Genomic DNA, 20,083 nt, shown 5'->3' on the forward strand with positions numbered 1-20,083 from the left:
CGCCAAACGCAAGCTCGATTGGAGTAACCTCACGAATCGCCGCCGGATGGAGATAGTTTTCCAGGCTTCGCTTACTCGTAAGCACAGCCCGGCATTGTGGCCGCTGATTGATGACCTCGGCCAATTCTTGACGCTGCTCCGTTTCCGGCGGCACTTCATGGTCAAGCAAGAAGAACTCGGGCTTGCCCAGCGAAGCAAATCGATAGGTCCAACTAGGCAAGTTGCTGCCCCCGAAGGGAACGAATACCAAGTGCCCTTGCTGTTCCATTTCCGCCAGGTTGGGAAGATCCGGATCGTGAGCATGCAGCGTCAATGAAATCCGGCGGAGGAACTCGATATCGTTCGTTCCCTCGACAATCACCAGAACGCATGCCAGGTCGATCGTTCCGTGAGTGGGAGTTTCGGGTATGGGATCCATAGGCAGTTATTCCTTCTGTTCAATTTGATTTTGTTGCGTGATTTCCGTGGCGTGGAACTCGGCTGTAAGCGTCTCGGACGTTTGTTGTCCCAAGGCGGCTTCTAGGAAGCGACTTGCCTCGCGACACTCTGAGCCCTGAAAGCCCCGCGTTTCTAGGCGTGACTCGCCAGTCGGGCTGACGATAATCTCAATAGTTTTCAAGAGCTTACCCTCCAACTTGAATGACGAGTTTGATGCTTCCGTCCGGAAGCGACTGCTCGACGGCGGTGTGGCCTTGCTTGCGGGCTTCGATCGTCGCCCGTTCGACGGCATACCGCTGCAGAAACTGATCGAGTTCTTTCTGGCTGCCCCAATGGCCGTTGTAGTTGTCGTAATCGAGCCGACCGGTCGTCACGTCGGCGACGACCGGGTAACGCCAATCTCGAAGCTGGATCGCGCAGCCACGCTTGCGATCATTGAACAAGCGAACCTCACCGTACGTGGGATCGGGAAGTTGAAGTCGCCGTGTTGCCTGGCGGATCGCCGTAACATCACGAACTTCGGTTTCAATGGTGACGACGTGTGACATAGAACCTCCTGGGTAGAAAGAAATAGAATGTGGTCAAGACGCGGGTCTCGAAGGCGATGACCAGTGAAGGGTTAAGATGTCCCTCATCTATTTATGCCCCGTTTTGGGCAGAAATTTAGTTTTCGGGAGCCTCGACGTTATTCGATGAAGGGTCGACGTCTTGTTGATCGCGTCGATGGGCTTGCACGACGAGGTAGGCGAGGTTAGCCGCCAGTTGGGCTCGCTGCGAATCGGTCTCCGAATCTTGAACATGATTTGAATCAGAAATGGATGACATTCGTCCTCCTTTCATTTATGTGATAGTCTAAAAATCGCCTAGCGCGTGAAAAACGCCTCGTCACGAGGACGAGGCGTTGATTAACAATCATTCGCGGTCAGATTATCGAGGGCGCCGCTTCTTGCCGTTGTTGTAGGGAACGTTTGGCGGCTCAAGGCCTTGCATCTCGTACCAGCGACGGTAGCTGTACCAAACGTTTCCCGAATTGACGTTGTGGCCTTCGCGCTGCAACTGCTTGGCTGTCTCGCGATGGCTCATCCCCTCGATGTCGATCAGTTGATGGACGCGTTCGGCGATCAGGTCCAGGCGAGGCGGCTTACGCAGCCAGACCGTGACCAGTTCCGCAGTAGGGACATTTTTCCCTGGAAGCGGTTCGGAGAACGCCTTCAACAGTTGAGGACGAAAGGTTCCCCGGACATTCGTCCGCTTGCGGTTCGCGCGCTGCTCGACCTGGACCCATATCTGTCCGCCTGTCAAAGCACGGAATACGGCGAGCGTCTTGTAAACGGCATCCTCACCGAGGTCGCCATTCGCGGCGGTGCTCAACAGATTACACATCTCGGCGAGTCGCTCGCGGATCTGTTCGACCGTCATCGTGCTGGTGGTCCCGTCGACCGCCCGCTGCAAGCGATTCACTTCGCTCTGGGCGGTGTTGCGCTGCAACTGGGCAGCCCGCAGCCGGGCCTTGATCTCCTTGCGATCGTCCTCAGTACCTTCGCCCGACATCTCGAACAGATCGTTAACCCGGTTGCTGAGCAAAGCCAACTGCTTACGAGCCTGGACCAGTTGTTGTTCCAAGCCCTGGTCCGCTTGAGCGTCCAACTGCTGGCTCTGCAGCACGATCGACTCGATCAGTTCTCCGTCACGCACGATCAACTCAGCGAGGCTGTCGCAAACCGCCTTAACCGCCTCCTCGCGGCGAACGGCGGACTTGCATGCACAAAGGATACCGTTTTTGCACTGCATCGCCTGTCCGTTGGCACCCGTCTGGTAGAAGCGGACCGGCGACTCAGGCGTACTGCAGTTGTCACACAAGAAGAACTCGGTGGTCAGATCCCACAGTTGCAATTTCTTGTCCTTGCGAGGTCCGCGCGGTCCCATCTTGCGGGCAGCAAACATCAGCTGTAGCGCATCGAACGTGGCATCATCCAAGATGCGTAGTTCTTCGCACTGGAGGGTAACCACCTCGTCTTCCGGTTGTTCGACCTGCTTGACGCTATCGAGCTTGGTTGAGAACTGGTTACGACAACGTCCGAATTGCCATTTGCCGGTGAGACGCTTATTGGAAAACAGGCGACGGTAACACTGGGGCCGCAGCTTAGTACTGGTCGATCGAGGATCAACTGGGCCGTTGGCTGCATTCCAACGCCTGACGCCTTCTCCTATCGACATTCCGTCAAGCAGGAGCTGCGCGTGCTCACGGACTAGCTTGGCGACTTCAGGGTCGACCTCGGGCATGGTGCGGGGAAGTCCGCGGTTTGTTAGTGGTGCGCCGGGGATCTCTTTGCGGCGATAGCCGATCCCAATCGCACCCGTGATCCAGCCATTGAGGAAGAGTCCAGTCAATCCCGAACGGACATGATCTGCGATCGCTTCGAGTAGCAGATCGTCAAAGAGGCCGTGGATCTGCAACTGGAGCTTCCACGTCTTGCCGTCGTTGGTATCAATACCTTGGGAAACGCTTACAGCACGGAGCCCTTCCTCCACAACCTCCTCGTTAATGAACTGGTAACCTTTACCTGCTTGGCGAAACAAGCGGCTCGCCTTGTACACCAAGAGGACCTTGGCATACCGTTGACGGAGAATCACTGTCGTTCGGTCGAGTCCAGCACGCTGGGTTCGCCTTCCCTTGACTCCCTCATCTACCGAAATCAACTCCGGTGGGATATAGATGCGATTCTTAGCCGCCCACTGGATACACTCTCGCACCTGGTCATCGGTCGAATGCTGCAATTTCGTGCTGAATCGAGAATAGATGGTTCCGATCTCATAGCCACAGTCGATGGCCCATTCGATTCGTTTTTCCAAGGACGCTTCCGGATCGAAGCCGGTCAGGACGAAGTTGCATAGGGCGGACATCTCGGTCCACCATTTGACAACTTCGGAGGTGAGTTTTTCATTAGCCGCACCCATGCTAGGCAGGTCTTGGTCCATAGTTGAACCTCCTCTGTTGACATTTCATGAGAGGCAACCGAGCGACGAGCTCGGGGATCCCATGAAGACTTGGTATGGGATCAGGCTAGGATTGGCGGTTCCGCTGGTATTCCGCTCAGCGGAATTCACAGAAATGCGTGACGAGACATGCCGCGCAAAAGAAAACGCTCCGTGAAAACGGAGCGTTACGATGTTCAACTACAGGTCACACTCTTGGCCTGAAGGCTAGGAGAGCCCTCAAGTTATATGACACGTTTTCGGCCAAAATTTAGGTCACGGCAGCCATTCGCGGATTTCACCTCCAACGTGATGCTCGAAGAGCCGAATCTGCTCCTGTGGCAATTGGAGCTTTTGCGTACCGATTCCACAAGGTTCGATCAATACAGCGAGTTCATCAGGGAATTCGTCGTGTTTCGCGAGATCCGATTTCACTTTCGATAGATACGACTCGTGCTTCTTTCGTGCGAAATCCAAACGGTCGAGGGATAGACCCGCTTTAGCTTGACGCGCAAGTTCCCACATAAAGTACCATTTCGCATCGTGGGACCAGTCGAGGACGATGGGGGCACCTTTCCAGAATATTTTGCGATCGAGGGAATTAAGGACGAGGTCGTTGCGGGAGATTGCATCCTTGTAGGATGCATCACTGTCCATGAGTTCGCCCGTTTCCTGCAATAGCCACCGAAAATCCTTGGACGATAGATGGTCGAGCACGTGGGCGATTTCAATCACGGCTCGAACCTTCGAGCAGGCATGTAACTCTATCCACATCTTGCATGCGTCGTCTTTATTCCAAGTCACGCCTAAGAATCGATGAAGTCGCAGACGATCGCTAGGAGAAAAGACCTGCTCCCACAGATCGCAAGCCGATTTAGGAGTACGAATCCTCAAAGCAGCTTCGCGTAATTTATCGAATGCGGCATTGGATAGCGATTTGTTCAATTGCGCTGGTGCGTTCATCATTCTTGTTCCCTGAGTCTGGAGATGGGGTCGCTCAGTGTTCCTATCTTTCGTTTGGTTTTCGCATGCCCGTTTAGTCAATAGTTGCGAATTCCCGTCAGCGGAACGCCAGCGGAATCTCACTGGGGATACTCGTGATCATGTTCCCAATCGCAACATGATGGTTTCCAAGTCTCATGCCAACCCCAAGCAAACTTCTGTCTTCCGCAGACGCTGCCGAGCGTCTCGGCATTTCCGTGTTAACTTTCTACGGGTGGTTGAGTCAATCCGACTTGGGCCAATTTCAAATACGTGGCGAAAGTGTTTCGATTGAATACTACCAAGGAGGTGGTCGAGGCCAGGGTCGTATTCGAATTTCAGAAAACGAAATCGATCGGTTATTGGGATTGATGCGAGTTCAACCCCAGGCTAAGAAACCCCGGCGGAGCCAATCTCCCAAGCCGAAAAGGCTCTTCATCACGACTCCCCTGGGGCGGCCAGATTAGTCTCATTTCGCCCCTATTGAAATACCTTGGCGGCAAAGGCCAGCGGACGGCAATCCAAAGGCCAATAAAATACCCCTGCCTCAAGAATTCTGAGGCAGGGGTTTATTTTTGGTACGTAGAATGCTTGAGCCGCGATTGTCGTATTCGACGCCCCGTCACGGCTGAAGAAACTAACATATCGACGAAGTGACTCGGTGCGGATTATCTAAGAATCGTCTCCAATAGACGTGCCCTCAGAGGCTTTTAGGGAAGTGCCTTGCTAATCGGTCGAAAATATTGCCTGCCAGCACAGCTTTAAAAAGTAACCGAGGCGAGAAAGCATAAACACCACGAAAATCAATCCACCAATTGTCGCCGCGCTAGGCAGAAACGATCCAAGGAATCGAAATACGTTGGAAATGGAGAGATCAGTATTGATCAAATCATTCTCTTTAGAGTGATTCGAAGTGCTTCGAGCTAGAAACATCTCCTCTGGCAATGGAGGAGATGGAGGAATTGGCAAACACTCCACGATATCATTCGCATCTGAGCAAATTCCTGTGGAGTCGATCACCTTTGTATGCGAGTGAATCAGCCCAGCACTTGCTAAGTGTTGAAGTGCTGCTATTCGAAAAGGTCCAAGTTTCTGATTCGCGTGTTCGAAGTACCACTCTTGTTCGCTCATAAAGTTCCTTTCGGCTATTGCTCAACAATTCAATCCGTTCGATGTCAAGATTGCGTATCTTCACGAACCTTCTGCCAGCATTCCAAGCACGCACCCGAAGAGGATGTGTAGGAAGAACACGCCAAACCCCAAAAGGTTGATCTGCTGAGCCTTCCAGGGAGACGAAGATTTCCAGACGTAATAGAGGAGGGAACTAACCAGGACACAGAGTATCGGTAGAAAGAGAAACGCGAGCCCATAGGCGATGAACTCAGATAGCGACAGGCTGTCGCTATCTGTAGGCAAATGCTCCAAATCGCGAGAAGCAGGTACGATCTCGGCAGTCACAAGTTCTTCACCATCGCCATGCGAGCTACCGATGCCTACTGTATCTGTCGTATTAGCTTCCGGGACAATCTGAACACGGGAACCCAAGCCAAGTAGTTCCGGCAACAGTACAGTCTGCCCCAAAGCGTCAACCAATCGACTGCTCGTATCGAGGATTTTACCTTTTGCCAACTCGGCGAGCTCATTTCGATAGAACGGACCCACTCGCTGTCCGTTGTGCTCGAAATACCATGCTTCTTGATCCATGGAGTTTCTCCTCACTTGGTGCTCAGTTGTTCTCAAGAGGTAGTCGGTCGGCGTTCTGGTGAAGCCATACGATCGCGAATATCTCGAAGGCTAATGTCCCGAGTGCCATGATGATCATGAGGAAGGAAATGATCTCTCCCGCAGGTGTGGTTTCCGCAAAGTCACTTTCCGAGGCAACGACGGCGATCGGGATGATGATGAGAAGCTGAAGCATCACAAAAGCGAGATAGGCCAACATGCTCCACTTCAAAATCTTGGTACCGGACGACCTGAGATTTCGCAGCCTGCATCCACCGATCACCTTGAAGACCATAGCTACTAGGGAAGCGAAAAAGTCTGCGATTCCTAAGAGGATTTCGAATCCAACGAATCGAGAGTCTGGGTGATAGGTTGAGCCTGTTACACAGAGTGAGAGATAGCCGATCGCCCAAAACACAGGGCAGACCAAGATTGCGTAGATGCAGATCCAATTGGCGATCGCCGGTAATCGGGGATTGGTCAACGGAGAATCGTCGGGCAAGGAAGCTGGAGGGTTAGGAGGGGGAGGAATAACCTCTGGCGCTGGGGGCACCATCTCGGCAAACGGCGGCCACTGCCCCAAAAGTTTCCACTGCGTACCGCCAACTGGGCACGCATGGGCTGTGATGGGGATGTCGCCAGCGTTGACCGCGTCAATCACGTGGCCTTGGGGAAAGGGGCCTTCGACCTTGCCCGCGGTTGAGATCCACCACCGCGTAGTCGCGGCGTGGGACTCCATGGAAGAATCGTTCGTCATAAAAAGGTCCTGGTAGTGGTGGGTCGTAAGCCTGCTGTCGAGGCGGAGAACCTCAAAACAGTTTCAGCAGGACGTACCAGGGCGTGGCTAGGCGCATATAAAAGGACGCCGAACCAGCCTGTCCGTCCAGCCCCACCACAGGGCGCACAGAACAGCACCGGCCGGCGTCCCTTGCGGAACGCAGCCAAGTGCTACTTCTGTGCTTACAAGAGCCTTTCGGCTCAGGGTGGTGAATTTGGACGGAGTAGCCTTGACGCTTGCGCGTCGATCAAATTGTGTTAAATCCGGGCCTAACCGGAGGTAATTACGTAATTAAATGGAATAACTCGGTGCTCTCCAACTTCGGGAATAGCACCCCCGTATGATAGCTCGACGACATCACGACTTCCATGGCTTGGATGGAAGAGAACCTCACGCATGTCAGCAGGATGCGAAAATGTCGTGCGGTTGCTGAATTCTCTCCTCTTAAGAGCCGCCGAAGTGTATATCGACTGTCGTTTCCAACGTTTAAAAAGCGGTTCTGCTAATAACAAGTTCTATGACACGAAAAACGACCGAATTTAGATAAGACTTCACGATTCCTGGCCATTTTACAGCGTTCTGGGAAGATCCAAATGGTAAGGGATCTCCTCATGTATTATGACGCGAAAACGGTCTAAATTTAGCAAAACACGGGGCGAACACGCCGGTCCACCCCATTTCTAGCCTTCTCAACAATCTCTATGCAGCCGATCGTTTCGCTTTGGACTTACCAAGTGCCGCCCAAAGCGGATCGTTGTAGTCGTCCGCCCACTGGGCGTAGCAATCCCAGCAAACTTTCGGTGTGTTGCCCATCAAGCCTGCCAAGACTTCAATCGTGGTGGGTTGGCCCGTGTAGTACCCGGATAGCGTTCGCTTGGCGAACGTGTGGCGACACGTATAGGTCACGCGGTCGTCCGGTAGGTTGAGCTTTTCCTTGACATTGCAAAACTGCTGAACGCCATTGCAGCGCTTCCACTGCTTTCCATGTGTCGTTCGCAGCAGCGGGATCCCGGAGTCCTTCGGTGCTTCGAGCATGAGTCGCCGCGTGATCGCTTCCATCTCCTCACAGAGCATGATCCGCCGATCCTTGCCGGTCTTCTTGGCGGCCTTATGACCGTGGCCGCCCTCTGCGGTACGAGCCTTCAGCAAATAGAACATGCCGTGCGGCGTTTCGACAACGTGATCAGCCGTTACCATCGCCATTTCGGAGAAAGGACGAGCTCCCGTCAAAATACAGCACTTCAGAAACAAGGCATGGGCTTTATTCGTGGCCGCGTAGATCTCTTTTTCTTCTTCGGGGCTGAACGAAGTCACGCGAGCTGTGGCTGCAGGCTTCTGATAGCTGGAAAGTGGGTTGATATCGAGATCATCAAACTTGCAGCAGAAATTGAACGCGGCCTTGATACAGGCAATGACATTCCGCTGCGAGTTGTTGTTCCAGGTCTTGTGCTTTTGGAGCCAGGTTCGCAAGTGTTTTTTCTTGAGTTCTGAGACGGACAATGCTCCGCAGTAGCCACAAAAGTCGTTCAGCCAGGTCTGGCAAAGCCTAACCCATTCTGGAGTCGCCGTATTCGTGAGATCCGCCAAGTAGATCTCGCAGACCTGGGCTACCGTCCAGTCTTTCGAGGGTGCCGACGAGACAGGCGTCAACTCATCAGTCAACTTGATCCGGGCCAGCGCCAGCTGGGCCGCCTCCTTGTTCTCCTTGCCCCGGATCCGCTCACCGTCCTCGTCGAAGAGAGCTTCTCGCTTCTTAGTGCCAGGTGGAGTGAAATACCAGCAGTCCGTCTGCTTCCAGTGCCACGCAGAACCATGCTGCTGGCGACGCGATTTTCGATTCCTTGCCATTCCTAATTTACCTCCAGAGGTTATCCCGGTTGCCGCCGGGAATTGACTTATGAAATTCGAGAGAGGACACTAAGAGCTGGAACCGGTTTCGGTTCCTTGCCGCCAAGGGATCACCATGCGGTTTGCCGACCGCGATCCCTTGGTCTTTTTATGCGCGTGCCAAGCCGTAAATGCAGCCAGCCATGAGATCGAAACGAGCGCAGCAGGCTCGTCATCCGAAGAATGGGATTCCACATGTTTCAATTCCTTGCCATTTCGACGCGTCGTTCAGGAACGTCCGGTTGCCGCCGAACATTCCCACGTCATTTGCTACACAGAATAACTACACTTGCGTCTGCTGCGAGTTTGGTGCTCTTCGCACAACTCTTTTTTACAGCACCACTTAACGCCGAGTCAAGAGATCGTCCTAACATCATTTTGATACTTTCCGATGACCTGGCTTGGTCCGATTTGAAATGCTATGGCCACCCATGGCATCGTACTCCGCACATCGATCGATTAGCTGACGGCGGGGTACGTTTCACCAATGCCTACGCGTCGGCTCCCATCTGCTCCGCCTCTCGCGCGAGCCTACTGACCGGTAAGACAACAGCCAGTCTGGGCTTCGAGTTCGTCACGAAGAATTCTCCGGGCAGCCAGAACATCGACGGACCTACGGCTCTTGTTGCACCGCCATTAACACTCAACCTTGCTCTGGCCGAAAGCACGATCGCGGAAAGGCTGACCGAACAGGGATATGAAACAGCCTTCTTCGGAAAGTGGCATCTCAACCAACATCACGGACGGTACCTTGGCTGGAGCCCAACGCACGGACCGAAGCAACAAGGATTTCAAATCGCGGAAGAGGACTTCGGAGCGCATCCGTATTCTTGGGGACAAAATCCGCCTGCCACCATCGATGCCGAAGGCCGCTTTGCCGATGACTCGATGGTCGAAAGAGTTTGCCGCTACATTCGCCAGCCGCACGAACGGCCCTACTTTGCCATGGCATCTTCTTTCTATGTACATACACCTGTCCGAACGCCGCTGAAGTGGTTGACCGATCACTACGAAAACACCATTCCCATCGATGCTAAGAACCGGGCTAATCGCGTCAAGTATGCGGCATTCCTGGAGACCCTCGATCACCATGTTGGAGAGATTCTGGATGCCGTTGAGGCAAGTGGCACTTCGGACAACACACTGGTTGTATTCTTCTCCGACAACGGCGGCCATCCCGAGTACACTGCGAACGCGCCTTTACGTGGATCCAAATGGAATCTTTATGAAGGTGGCATCCGTGTACCGCTCATTGTGCGTTGGCCGGGCAGAACCAAACCTGGCACTGAAAGCATCACGCCAGTGGTTGGTTATGATCTACCTTCGACCTTTGTTCAGGCCTCTGGTGGAGATAATGAGGGAGTAGAAGGGGAGGCCGTCCCCCTTCGGGCTTATCCTATTTCGGAACAAGAGTCACGGGATCTTATCTGGCATTTTCCCTACTATCACCCGGAAACTGGTTACAACAAGGCGAAACCAACGATTGGTGTCGATGACTTCGTTGTCAGCAAGACAAAGCCACAATCAGCCATCCGGCGAGAAGACTTTAAACTGATTTGGTTTGCCGAAGACGATCGTGTCGAACTCTACAATCTCGCAAAGGATCCGTCCGAACAAGTAGATCTTAGCGAAATAGAAACCGCAAAGTCATTTGAACTCAGAGCGGCGCTTCATCAATACCTGCGAGATCACCATGCCAGAATGGCGATGCCGCGTTAAGTCTCGCCTGCTTCAATTTGATTGATCTCTTCCAACAAGTCTTGTGGAAGGGCTAATGGCAGGGCGCTTCGCGCGTCCCCCATTGCCTGACGTCGATCAAACGATTCAAGCGCCAGACGACGGCTTTCGCGAATGTGTTCCCGCATCCAATAGCGGGCCATTTCTCCGTTAGCGTGTTTTAGCGCACGAAGTATTCGACGATGAAAGCGATAGACGCTTGTCACGATTTTCAAATCGTGCGTTTCGCGCTGCGCCGTGAATATCCGCGATAGCACGCGGAGATCCGACACGATCTTCATCATGCGGCGGTTTCCGCTGGCGCGCAAAATCACCATATGAAAACCCATGTCAGCCGCGAGAAACTTTTGCATCCATTCAGGGCTTAGCATCTTCTCTCGGCTATCCCGAAGTTCACGAGCGACAAGCATGATCTTGTTGCAGAGAAGCGACAATATCTGCTTATCTTCATGGGTAAGTTGACCCGCAACCAACTCTGCGGCGTGACTTTCCAGGGCCTCGCGCACTTCATAAAGCTCAGCCATTTCCGAGCGATCCAAGGAGTGGACAATCGTGCCAAATCGAGGAACCTGCCGAACCAAACCTTCCACTTCGAGTTGCCGAATCGCTTCTCGAATCGGCATTCGGCTCATGCCGATTTCTTTTGCCAGCGCAAGCTCTGAGATCTGCGTTCCAGCCGGTAAGTCGCCCGACAAGATTCGCTGCTGAATGTATTGATAGGCTTGCTTGCGCCGTGGAATCTTTTCCATAAGTTCCAAGTGAGAAAAGGAGTAGGTTACCGCTTAGAATTGATGGGCCTGGTTACAATCGTAAACCTGTTGCTCCGAAGACATTGTAGCAAACCACGGTCTCATCCGCATGGCAAGTACTTTTCTGCCGACTCAAGATCAACCTGTCTTAGCAATTCCGTTACGTGTCGCCATGTCACGGTCTCGACGGGGACACAACGCAAGGCGCATTACCATTCACAGCTTGAAAGGACTTGCATGACCGTCCGTGGACGTTCATACTCTGGGATACCAGTGGTATTCCAAAGCAATTTGGCCAATGCTGCTTGCGATCCTCTCCATCATTGAATGAGGCTTTTCCTGTGCACCAATTTGCCGTCGCCGATGTCGCTGTGCTCGTCATCTACCTTCTTGGGGTAGTTGGGCTCGGCGTCTGGTTCTTCCGCAAGAGCCGCAATCCCGAAGGCTACATGGCCGCCAGTCGCTCGATGCCAGGCTGGGTGGTGGGACTCTCCATATTCGGCACCTATGTGAGTAGCATCAGCTTTCTAGCACTGCCAGGCAAGGCATTTTCAAGCGACTGGAATGCCTTGGCGTTTAGTCTTTCGCTTCCTCTGGCGGCCTGGGTCGCCACCATCTGGTTCGTCCCATACTACCGCCAAGGGGATGCGGTTTCCGCCTATGAACATCTGGAACAACGCTTTGGCGTATGGGCCCGTACCTATGCGGCTACTTGCTACCTTCTTACCCAAGTCGCGCGCATGGGTTCCGTCATGTTCCTCTTGGCGTTGCCGCTTCACCAGCTATTGGGTTGGAACATTCCGGCACTGATCCTTGTCACTGGCGGTCTTACCACGCTTTATACGCTTCTCGGCGGAATCGAAGGGGTTATCTGGACCGACGCTCTGCAAAGTATTGTTCTGGCATCCGGTGCCGTTGCTTGTGCCATCATTCTTCCCCTGAGTATGCCAGATGGGGCATCACAGATGATGGAGATCGCATCCAACCATGGCAAATTCAGCCTCGGCTCGATGGGGATCAGCCTTTCTCAGCCAACGTTCTGGATTGTTTTGATCTATGGAATGTTCATCAATCTACAGAATTTCGGCATCGATCAAAGTTACGTACAGCGTTACATTGCCGCCAAGTCCGATGGCGATGCGCGCAAATCGGTCTGGATTGGCGCTCTCGTTTATGTACCGATTTCGATCATCTTTTTATGGATCGGCACAGCTCTTTTTGCTTACTACACGATACAGCCCGAACTACTGCCCAAATCCCTGCAGGCCGAAATCGCAGCAGGAAAGGGGGACGGTGTTTTTCCTTACTTCATCGTCGACGGTCTTCCCACTGGCGTTTCCGGCCTACTCGTCGCGGCTATTTTTGCCGCAGCCATGAGCACCCTTTCGACGAGCCTGAACGGAGCGGCCACACTGACACTAACAGACTATTACCGTCGATTCATTCGCCCCCAGGCAACCGATCGTGAGTCTATGGTTGTTTTATATCTCAGCACCATGGCGTGGGGCATTATCGGTACCACCACCGCGATTGCCATGATGGAAGTTCAAAGCATTTTGGATGCATGGTGGCAGTTGGCAGGTATCTTTAGTGGCGGCATGCTTGGATTATTTCTGCTGGGAATGATGTCAAGAAAAGCAGGGAACGGGGCAGCAATCGCAGGAGTCGTCCTCGGCGTGATCGTCATCCTTTGGATGACCCTGTCTCGCACGGACTTCTGGCCCGATAACTGGGGCACAATCGCCAGCCCGTTCAACAATTATCTGGTTATTGTCTTCGGAACGATGACCATATTGCTCGTCGGCTGGCTTCTAGCCTATTTTTTTGGTCCAGCGACTACCCAGGATGATTCTGGCGAAACCGATACAAACACTAACGAATAATATTGAAAACACATACCGCGACTACCATCGCGAATTTTCACCTCCCAAGGTAACAACCTAGTGAACTTGCCAAACAAACCGTTTCACGGAATCATTCCGCCTCTCGCGACACCTTTGACAGGACGCGATCAACTCGATCATGAAGGCCTGGAACGCTTGATCGAACATACGATCGATGGCGGCGTTCATGGGTTGTTCATTCTAGGAAGTACAGGTGAAGCCCCTAGCTTGAGTTATCGCTTGCGGAGAGAACTGATTGATACCGTCTGCCGTCAAGTCGGTGATCGAATTCCCGTCCTGGTCGGTATTACCGACACGGCATTCGTCGAGTCGGTTGCCCTAGCTCAGCATGCTGCCGACGCAGGGGCAGACGCACTCGTTCTTACCACCCCGTATTACTTTCCGGCAGGTCAAACAGAACTGATCAGCTACGTACGAAACATCACGCCAGAACTTCCTCTGCCGCTGATGCTCTACAACATGCCACAGCTAACCAAGGTATGGTTCGAGATCGATACGCTAAAGCAACTTTCCGACCTCGAAGGAATTGTCGGACTCAAAGATAGTAGTGGCGACATGACCTACTTTAAAGAAGCGGTGAGACTCAAATCGATTCGTCCTGACTGGTCCGTCATGATCGGGCCGGAAGCCAAGCTGCCAGAGGCGATACAACTTGGCGGCAATGGCGCGGTCGCTGGTGGTGCCAATGTCTTGCCGCGGCTATTCGTGGAATGCTATGAAGCAAAGCTTGCCAACAACGACGTCAAGCTGGCAGAATTACACAATCGCATCAACGACTTTCAACGTATTTACGAGATTGGCAAGTACGCCTCGAAGTACATCAAGGCCACCAAGTGTTGTCTATCGTTGATGGGTATTTGCAACGATTTCATGGCCGAACCGTTTCACAGTTTTCGCACTCCCCAGCGGTTACAAGTCGCTGAAATCTTGAATCAGCTTGATATCCCCGTCACCCAAAGCTAAGCCCATGCCAACTCAGCAGCCCCCAGTGCAATTAGTCGCCAGTGGCGACTCTCGTCTTTCCGCAAATCAGAAATGCTGGCCCGCCCAAATGGCTCTCGAAGAAGCACTGCAAGGTGCCGTCGAGAAATTAGGCTACCAACTCCAGCGTGCCCATGACGTCACCGAGCAGGGGCACGGATTTATCGATAGTCAAAAACGCGGAATGGAGGTGTTCCGCTCCATCGATCCTGATGCCCCCTTGATTGTCGCAGAAGCCGTATGGCAGTACTCGCATCATGTCCTGGCAGGACTCATTAGTCATCGCGGCCCTATTCTCACCATCGCCAACTGGTCAGGCCAGTGGCCAGGATTGGTGGGTATGCTCAACTTGAATGGCTCTCTGACAAAGGCCGGTACGGCTTATTCAACGCTTTGGAGTGAAGATTTTACGGACGAGTTTTTCCTCGAACACCTGAAGACATGGCTGGAAACAGGTAGCGTTAACCACACGACTGAACATGTTTCAGCGATGGCCCCGGAATGGATTCCACAATCGGCCGGCCAATTGGGTAAGCAACTTGCCGACCAACTGCGTCAGCAAAAGGCAATCATGGGCGTGTTTGACGAAGGGTGCATGGGAATGTTCAACGCAATCATTCCTGACCACCTTCTCCATCCGGTCGGTGTCTTCAAAGAGCGCCTCAGTCAGTCCGCTCTGTATGCAGAAATGCGAGAAGTAAGTGATGCTGACGCTGAAAAAGTTTTTCATTGGTTCGAAGAAGAAGGCATGCAGTTTCACTTCGGCGAAGACGACGCCGAGGATCTGACCCCCAACCAGGTACTCGAACAATGCCGCATGTACATAGCGGCCGTTCGCCTGGCCGATCATTTTGGTTGTGAAACAATCGGTATTCAGTATCAGCAAGGCCTGAAAGACCTGACACCAGCAAGTGATTTGGTTGAAGGAACGCTGAACAGTACTAAACGTCCCCCGGTGCTTGATCAACAAGGAAGCCAGGAACTCTTCGCAGGCCAGGCGATTCCTCACTTCAACGAAGTTGACGAATGTGCTGGACTCGACGCGTTGATGATACATCGTATTCACCGAGCCCTTCAGCAACCGGTAGAGACAACGCTACACGACCTTCGCTGGGGCTGTGCCGACGAATCGGGGACCACCGACGAATATGTCTGGGTATTCGAGATCTCGGGGTCCGCACCAGCGGAACATCTCGGCGGATGGGATCAATGCCACGGTTATCGCCAGCCTGCGATGTACTTTCCTAAGGGGGGTTCCACTCTGTCAGGCGTCTCTCGCGCAGGCGAGATCGTCTGGTCGCGAATCTATGTCGCCGACAACGCCCTTTACATGGATCTCGGTCGAGGGGAGTCGATCACCCTTCCACCCGAAGAAACAAAGCGGAGGCTGGAAGCTACGACATCCGTTTGGCCCATCATGCATGGCGTAACCTATGGTGTTTCCCGCGATCAAATGATGGCGAAACACAAAGCCAATCACGTCCAGGTAGCATATGCGACGGACGTCGCCGCAGCTGACGAGGCACTCTGGACCCGAGCCGCAATGGCTACGGCCCTAGGGATTCGAGTGAACCTGTGCGGTACAAAAAAGGACGGCTCGCGCTGGGATCAGAAAGGTTAACACGATGAACGCTAGCCACTTCATTGGAGTAGACGTCGGCACAGGTAGTGCTCGTGCAGGCGTTTTTGATGGCAACGGAGCAATGCTTGCTTCAGCCGTTCAGCCCATTGAGACGTTTCGTCCACGCACGGATTTCGTCGAACAGTCTTCGACCAACATCTGGCAGGCCGTTTGCAAATGTGTAAGGGAAGCGGTCTCTTGGGCACAAATCGATGTGGCATCCGTTCGCGGCATTGGCTTTGACGCAACGTGCTCGCTGGTGGCTACTGATGAACATGGCAGTCCCGTGACCGTAAGCCCTGACGGCAACGACAATCAGAATGTGATTGTCTGGATGGACCACCGGGCAACCGCTCAAGCTGCTCGGATCAACGAAGGCAACTACGATGTCTTGAAATACGTCGGGAATGTCATCTCGCCGGAAATGGAAACCCCGAAGTTGCTTTGGCTCAAAGAGAATCTTCCACAAACGTGGCAGCGTGCCAAGAAGTTCTTCGATCTGCCTGATTACCTGACGTATCGCGCCACCGGAGAGGAAACACGCTCGCTTTGTAGCACCGTTTGTAAGTGGACGTACCTAGGGCATGAGAATGCCAATGAGCATGTCGGCTGCTGGGATGCGACCTACTTTGAATCGATTGGCCTAGGGGACCTGGTTGCCGAGAAATTCGCCCGCGTCGGAACCGATGTACGCCCGATGGGAGAAGCAATCGGAAGTGGCCTCTCGCCCGAAGCAGCTGCCGAACTTGGCTTGCTCTCTGGCACAGCCGTAGGCGTTTCGATCATCGATGCCCATGCTGGTGGCATTGGAATGATTGGAGCCACACTCGCAGGAACCCCGCCAGATGCACAAGCCCTTGATCGCCGCCTGGCATTAATTGGCGGCACTTCCAGTTGCCATATGGCTGCATCACAAGACGCACGCTTTATTCAAGGTATCTGGGGCCCCTATTATTCGGCCATGATTCCCGGAATGTGGCTCACCGAAGGAGGCCAATCTGCAACCGGAGCATTGATCGATTTTGTAATCAACAACCATGGTGCAACGCCTGAGCTTTATCAACAGGCCGAAACATCCAATCAAAGCGTGTATGAAGTATTAAATTGCCGGCTACAGTCCCTTTCCAAAGATCGAAAGGTGCCTGCATCGCTGACGCGCGAACTCCATGTTTGCCCCTATTTCCATGGCAACCGTTCACCATGGGCAGACCCAACCCTTCGTGGCATGGTCTCTGGACTCTCGCTTTCCGCGACGTTGGACGATCTGGCCGTGCTCTACCTGGCGACAATTCAAGCGATCTCCTATGGCACCCGGCACATCATCGAATCCATGAACGCTGCAGGGTACCGTATCGATACGATCTTTGCTTGTGGCGGCGGCACGAAGAACCTGATATTCCTGCGCGAGCATGCCGACATCACCGGCTGTCGTGTTGTACTTCCCAAAGAACCAGAGTCCGTGCTGCTGGGAAGCGCCATGCTGGGCGCAGTGGCCTCAGGTGAACGAAATGACCTGCTGCATGCCATGGCTACCATGAGTGCCGCTGAAACCATTCTCGAGCCGACAAAAGGAGCGACGATGGAGTATCATCAGACAAAGTACACAGTATTCCAGAAGCTGCACACCGACCAACTCGCATATCGAGAATTGATGACGAAACACTTCGACTAAAGTTTGTTTGTCGACAGCCACGTGGAATCTTATGATATAGATCTTCGCGCAACTTGTCCCAACCCGCCTCGCGAATCTCGCCAGCGCCGGTTGCTTTCGTAAACGACTACGGAGCACCCAATCATGCCGCATCCACGTCAGCGAATGGCACATCCTCTTTGCCTTTCCGTGTTCGTTATACTCCTTCTACTTCCGAATGCTCATGCTCAGGAAGAGATCGAGGCTGACCTCCTGGTGGTTGGCGGAACCGAATCTGGCTGCGCGGCAGTCGTTCAAGCGGCCCGCATGGGAGTCAAGCGGATCGTGCTGGTCAACGACATTGAATGGCTCGGTGGGCAGTTTAGTGCCGAGGCGTTAGGAGCAATCGATGAAAACCGTGGGCACGGTTACGACGGAACGGTACCCATTCCTCGCAGTGGAATTTTCCGGGACGTTATCGACGCTATTGAAACGAAGAATGCTGAGCTCTATGGTGGCGTGCGTCGCCCGGGCAACACACGCGTCATCACAACGAGTCGGCCCGTCGTTTCCGAACAAGTCTTTCGCGAGCTATTAGCCCCGTACGAGTCAACCGGACAGATTCAGCGTTACTCAAACTACGCTGTCGAATCGGTTTTGACGAAATCCAATCGCGTGCATGGCGTTACCTTTCGGTCAACTGCGGGAGGACAAAGCTTAATAGTTCAGGCGAAAGTGACGATCGATGCCAGCGACTGGGGAGATGTCATTCAGAAGTCTGGGGCGGGGTGGGACGTTGGTCTTGATGCTCGCGCCGAATATGACGAACCGAGTGCTCCCGAATCTGGCGAACCAACAACGGACGTGAATCCTATAACCTGGTGTCTAATTGTCGAAGAGAGGACCGAAGACAGTCTCATCCCGCAGCCAGAAGGTTACGACGAACAATACTTCACAGGACAATGGGGCTGGATTGACGAGAAGTTTGCGTACACCACTCGGCGTTTAGTCGATGGCAATGGATACGACCAGATCCATCACCCAGATGTCTTGCTAATCAACACACCCCCAATCGATTACCCCTTGGATGTCTTTCCGGCCGATGTCGCGAAGACTTTGGAAGAGACGGAGCAGGGGGCATCTCGAAAACCGCTGGCCGCGATGACGCCGGCACAACGGTCGATCGTTTTTGCTGATGCCCGGAATCATTCGCTCAAGTTCCTGTACTACCTGCAGCAGAAGTTCCCGAAGTTTCGCAAGATGGGGCTCAGTTCCGAGTTCGGCACCCCCAATCGACTGCCTCCTAAGCCATACATCCGCGAGAGTATCCGCCTGAATGCCGATCATGTGATTCGCGAACAGGAAGTACTGGGATTTGAAGCAAGGTCCAACTACGCGACGACCATGTTTCCGGATGCGGTGTTTTCGTGGCAGTTCGAGCTCGATTTTCATCCAACCAAACGCGCGTGGCGGACAGATCGACTGGACGAGGGCCCCTGGGAGGCCAGCTTCCGCGGCAATCGACGGTTTGGGCGGGGCGGTACCGGACGGGCTGTCTTCCCTTTGCGATCGTTTGTTCCAGCCGGCGTTGAAGGGCTACTGGGAGCCCAGAAGAATCTCGGTTACACCAGTATCGTCAGTTCTTCCTGTCGCTTGCACGACCAGTCGATTCATGCCGGACAGGCCAGTGGAGCTGTCGCCGCAGTGACCCTTCGACATGACATCAGCCCTTCCCAACTCTATAAGCAACGAGAACATGTTGCCGAGATCTGGGATGGTTTGCTCGACGGGAAAGACGGAGCCCCACTTGCCATCTGGCCGTTTGCCGATGTCGATCCCCTGGAACCAGGATTTGCTGCGATTCAACAATTGGCTCTACGACGGGTGTTGGAGTTAGGGCCTGCCGATACTTCCTTTCATGCCGATGCCCCTGTTACTGCTGACTGGTACTCTCAGATCGTGTCGAATGCGGCCGCACAAGGGTACGACGTTACAATATTGAAGGACAGGAAGGTTCCGCCGACTCGACGAGAAGCGGCCCAACAGGCCTGGACTATCCTGGCCAAACAACAAACACCGAATTGGAAACGGCTCGATCCTGTGGATGCCGATTTAGATGGAGTCCTCGACGAGCAAGATCCCTTGCCGTACACACCAGGCTGGAAATCATGGAAAAACGATCCGTCTCGCGATGGAATTCCTGATAACGATGGTCAATTCGCAACCGGTTCGATTGCCATCAACTTTACGGCAGCCAATAGCCATGATGTACCTGGTTTCCAAAAGGACATTGGCTTGCTGTTTCAGCCCCAGGTCGGATTTGGCTGGCATCAAAATCTGACCAAGAACATTCGCGAGCGCGAAGCATTTGAAAAACCGCTTGCCAACGCATTTGTCTTTACGCGGGCCCAAGATGTCTGGGAATGCGCACTACCCAATGGCCATTACCGCGTTTCTGTCTGCCTGGGAGACGCTGGGCACGAACAGCTCGGGCAAAACCTACAGATCGAAGGAAAGGTGGTCGCTGAACACCTGGATACGCAATCAGGCATATTCGCTGAGATTGTCACCGATGTCACGATAGAAGACGGACGCTTGACGCTTACGCTTGGCACAACGAAAGGTGGCAGTAACACGTGTATCAACTGGCTGGTTATCGAACCCTTGGACAAATAGCCG

At 53.4% G+C, this 20,083-nt stretch carries 16 protein-coding genes and 1 pseudogene; 6 read left to right on the forward strand and 11 right to left on the reverse strand.

Annotated elements, in window-relative coordinates:
- From C5Y96_RS09345 to C5Y96_RS09390, 10 genes and pseudogenes are all read right to left on the reverse strand, one after another.
- Positions 1–418 (reverse strand): annotated as a pseudogene (locus C5Y96_RS09345) (hypothetical protein); the annotation flags it as partial.
- 6 nt (positions 419–424) lie between these two features.
- Positions 425–619 carry a DUF2997 domain-containing protein gene (locus tag C5Y96_RS09350; protein WP_105352576.1) on the reverse strand — a complete coding sequence of 65 codons (195 nt, stop codon included), beginning with the start codon at positions 617–619 and terminating at the stop codon, positions 425–427.
- 4 nt (positions 620–623) lie between these two features.
- Positions 624–986 carry a DUF1257 domain-containing protein gene (locus C5Y96_RS09355; RefSeq protein ID WP_105352400.1) on the reverse strand — a complete coding sequence of 121 codons (363 nt, stop codon included), beginning with the start codon at positions 984–986 and terminating at the stop codon, positions 624–626.
- A gap of 115 nt (positions 987–1,101) precedes the next feature.
- Positions 1,102–1,263, reverse strand: coding sequence for a hypothetical protein (locus C5Y96_RS27320; RefSeq protein ID WP_158261157.1), 162 nt, complete (start codon positions 1,261–1,263; stop codon positions 1,102–1,104).
- Between the two features lie 102 nt (positions 1,264–1,365).
- Positions 1,366–3,417 carry a recombinase family protein gene (locus C5Y96_RS09360; RefSeq protein ID WP_105352402.1) on the reverse strand — a complete coding sequence of 684 codons (2,052 nt, stop codon included), beginning with the start codon at positions 3,415–3,417 and terminating at the stop codon, positions 1,366–1,368.
- A 273-nt stretch (positions 3,418–3,690) separates the two neighbouring features.
- Positions 3,691–4,149, reverse strand: coding sequence for a hypothetical protein (locus C5Y96_RS09365; RefSeq protein ID WP_146115588.1), 459 nt, complete (start codon positions 4,147–4,149; stop codon positions 3,691–3,693).
- 972 nt (positions 4,150–5,121) lie between these two features.
- Positions 5,122–5,526 carry a GYF domain-containing protein gene (locus C5Y96_RS09375; protein WP_105352409.1) on the reverse strand — a complete coding sequence of 135 codons (405 nt, stop codon included), beginning with the start codon at positions 5,524–5,526 and terminating at the stop codon, positions 5,122–5,124.
- A gap of 60 nt (positions 5,527–5,586) precedes the next feature.
- The gene (locus C5Y96_RS09380; protein ID WP_105352412.1) at positions 5,587–6,099 is read right to left on the reverse strand and encodes a DUF4339 domain-containing protein; all 513 of its coding nucleotides are present in this window, start codon (positions 6,097–6,099) and stop codon (positions 5,587–5,589) included.
- A 22-nt stretch (positions 6,100–6,121) separates the two neighbouring features.
- The gene (locus C5Y96_RS09385) at positions 6,122–6,874 is read right to left on the reverse strand and encodes a hypothetical protein (RefSeq protein WP_146115589.1); all 753 of its coding nucleotides are present in this window, start codon (positions 6,872–6,874) and stop codon (positions 6,122–6,124) included.
- Between the two features lie 720 nt (positions 6,875–7,594).
- Positions 7,595–8,743: a tyrosine-type recombinase/integrase gene (locus C5Y96_RS09390; RefSeq protein WP_105352416.1), complete on the reverse strand. Its 1,149-nt coding sequence runs from the start codon at positions 8,741–8,743 to the stop codon at positions 7,595–7,597.
- 234 nt (positions 8,744–8,977) lie between these two features.
- Between C5Y96_RS09390 and C5Y96_RS09395 the strand changes: the two genes are divergently transcribed.
- Complete coding sequence (locus tag C5Y96_RS09395) at positions 8,978–10,501, forward strand: sulfatase (protein ID WP_105352418.1); 1,524 nt, start codon at positions 8,978–8,980, stop codon at positions 10,499–10,501.
- Here C5Y96_RS09395 and C5Y96_RS09400 read toward each other — a convergent pair.
- Complete coding sequence (locus tag C5Y96_RS09400; RefSeq protein WP_105352420.1) at positions 10,498–11,268, reverse strand: GntR family transcriptional regulator; 771 nt, start codon at positions 11,266–11,268, stop codon at positions 10,498–10,500. The two genes, C5Y96_RS09395 and C5Y96_RS09400, sit on opposite strands and share 4 nt — an antisense overlap.
- Before the next feature lie 341 nt (positions 11,269–11,609).
- Between C5Y96_RS09400 and C5Y96_RS09405 the strand changes: the two genes are divergently transcribed.
- The 5 genes from C5Y96_RS09405 (at position 11,610) to C5Y96_RS09425 (ending at position 20,080) form a co-directional block, all read left to right on the forward strand.
- Complete coding sequence (locus C5Y96_RS09405; RefSeq protein ID WP_233198895.1) at positions 11,610–13,151, forward strand: sodium:solute symporter; 1,542 nt, start codon at positions 11,610–11,612, stop codon at positions 13,149–13,151.
- A gap of 60 nt (positions 13,152–13,211) precedes the next feature.
- Positions 13,212–14,135, forward strand: coding sequence for a dihydrodipicolinate synthase family protein (locus C5Y96_RS09410; RefSeq protein ID WP_105352424.1), 924 nt, complete (start codon positions 13,212–13,214; stop codon positions 14,133–14,135).
- An 88-nt stretch (positions 14,136–14,223) separates the two neighbouring features.
- On the forward strand, positions 14,224–15,774 hold the full coding sequence (locus tag C5Y96_RS09415; protein WP_233198896.1) for a fucose isomerase: 1,551 nt from the start codon (positions 14,224–14,226) through the stop codon (positions 15,772–15,774).
- Positions 15,775–15,778: 4 nt separating this feature from the next.
- The gene (locus tag C5Y96_RS09420; protein ID WP_105352428.1) at positions 15,779–17,446 is read left to right on the forward strand and encodes an FGGY-family carbohydrate kinase; all 1,668 of its coding nucleotides are present in this window, start codon (positions 15,779–15,781) and stop codon (positions 17,444–17,446) included.
- 123 nt (positions 17,447–17,569) lie between these two features.
- A complete protein-coding gene (locus C5Y96_RS09425; protein WP_105352430.1) occupies positions 17,570–20,080 on the forward strand; it encodes an FAD-dependent oxidoreductase in 2,511 nt (836 codons plus the stop codon).
- Positions 20,081–20,083 lie beyond the last annotated feature (3 nt).

The sequence above is a fragment of the Blastopirellula marina genome, assembly GCF_002967715.1.
In the GTDB taxonomy this organism is placed as follows: Bacteria; Planctomycetota; Planctomycetia; order Pirellulales; family Pirellulaceae; genus Bremerella; species Bremerella marina_B.